Source organism: Nostoc sp. UIC 10630, assembly GCF_010747425.1.
Classification (GTDB): Bacteria; Cyanobacteriota; Cyanobacteriia; order Cyanobacteriales; family Nostocaceae; genus Nostoc.
This window is the reverse complement of record NZ_JAAGOG010000452.1, coordinates 1-1,078: the sequence shown is the minus strand read 5'-3', so window position 1 is coordinate 1,078 and position 1,078 is coordinate 1. Positions and strand designations below refer to the sequence as shown.

Here is a 1,078-nt window from a genome sequence, read left to right as displayed (position 1 = left end):
TTCCGTGAAACCTGCGAACAAGCTTATGCAAGTTTTCAAGGCAAACATCACCAACCGAAGAATTTACTTTGGCATTCGATGTGGGTATTTTGTCCCACATTGAAAACAGAGAAACGTGAGAAAGGGGGGCAAACTTCCAATGCCTGTGTATGTAACGGATACGAAAAGCCAACTGCGCTCAACTGGGAAAATTATTGTATTGGCAAGAAACCAATAGCTCAAGAAATTGCCCTTGTGCATAATTCCATCTGCGATTGGTGGAAAAAAGGATTGCCTAACAATAACTTACCAAAGCATACATCTCATGCACTAGATCGCAATCAATTGATGATGGAGTCACAACGATTGATTGAAGCTTTAGGTTGGGGCGAGGAAAAGGGCAAACAGTTTCTCATAGAGAACTATGGTAAAAAAGGAAGGCAGTCACTAACTAACGAAGAATTTGCTAACTTCGTCAACAAATTGCAGTCTATGCAAGCAAATTATGACGATGAAGTTGGTTACTGGGAGGATGTGCCTTCTTAATAACTAAATACTTATTGCGGTGATTACAGCAATTACGTTCACCTTTATGCTTCCCTACTTGCCTTCCATGAGGGAAGCATATTTGATCAGTTCTCAAGTCTTATCTACAGCTAATAAAGAAGGGACAGGGGAAAAGGTAAAAACCTTGCTTTTCTAAGGATAATTTAATTCATGAATCCCTTTCCCCTTTCCCCATCTTTTGATTGAGCTGTACGTATTTCAATCATTTAAAATACCCCATGACTATTACAATCGTTCACCCCAGTATCGAAAACTTACAGCAGTTTTCTGACTCATTCGACATTGAGAAATTATTGCAATCTGAGGGAGTTCTGCCGTGGCTTCTAGCAAATAGTTGGAATTACGACGATGAATCTTGTTTGATTGCAAATATTATCGATGAGTCAACAAGTCTTGATGAAGTTTGGGACTCGAAAGAGTTTGATTTTAATGCTCTGCCTGATGAATCAAAGGAAAAATTGAATCAGATTATGCGTGAAAAACTCTACAGTCAGGCTGATTAAATCTGACTGTAGAGAAAAATCGATTCCAC

At 39.0% G+C, this 1,078-nt stretch carries 1 protein-coding gene and 1 pseudogene; both read left to right on the top strand.

Annotation, left to right across the window (positions count from 1 at the left end; genetic code table 11):
* Window positions 1–525 (top strand): annotated as a pseudogene (locus tag G1O98_RS38325) (hypothetical protein); the annotation flags it as partial.
* Window positions 526–764: 239 nt separating this feature from the next.
* On the top strand, window positions 765–1,049 hold the full coding sequence (locus tag G1O98_RS38320) for a hypothetical protein (protein WP_163939687.1): 285 nt from the start codon (window positions 765–767) through the stop codon (window positions 1,047–1,049).
* Window positions 1,050–1,078: the final 29 nt, after the last annotated feature.

Bases quoted from the DNA above. Each gene is read 5' to 3' on its own strand.
- G1O98_RS38320 (WP_163939687.1), top strand. From the start codon at position 765: ATGACTATTACAATCGTTCACCCCAGTATCGAAAACTTACAGCAGTTT.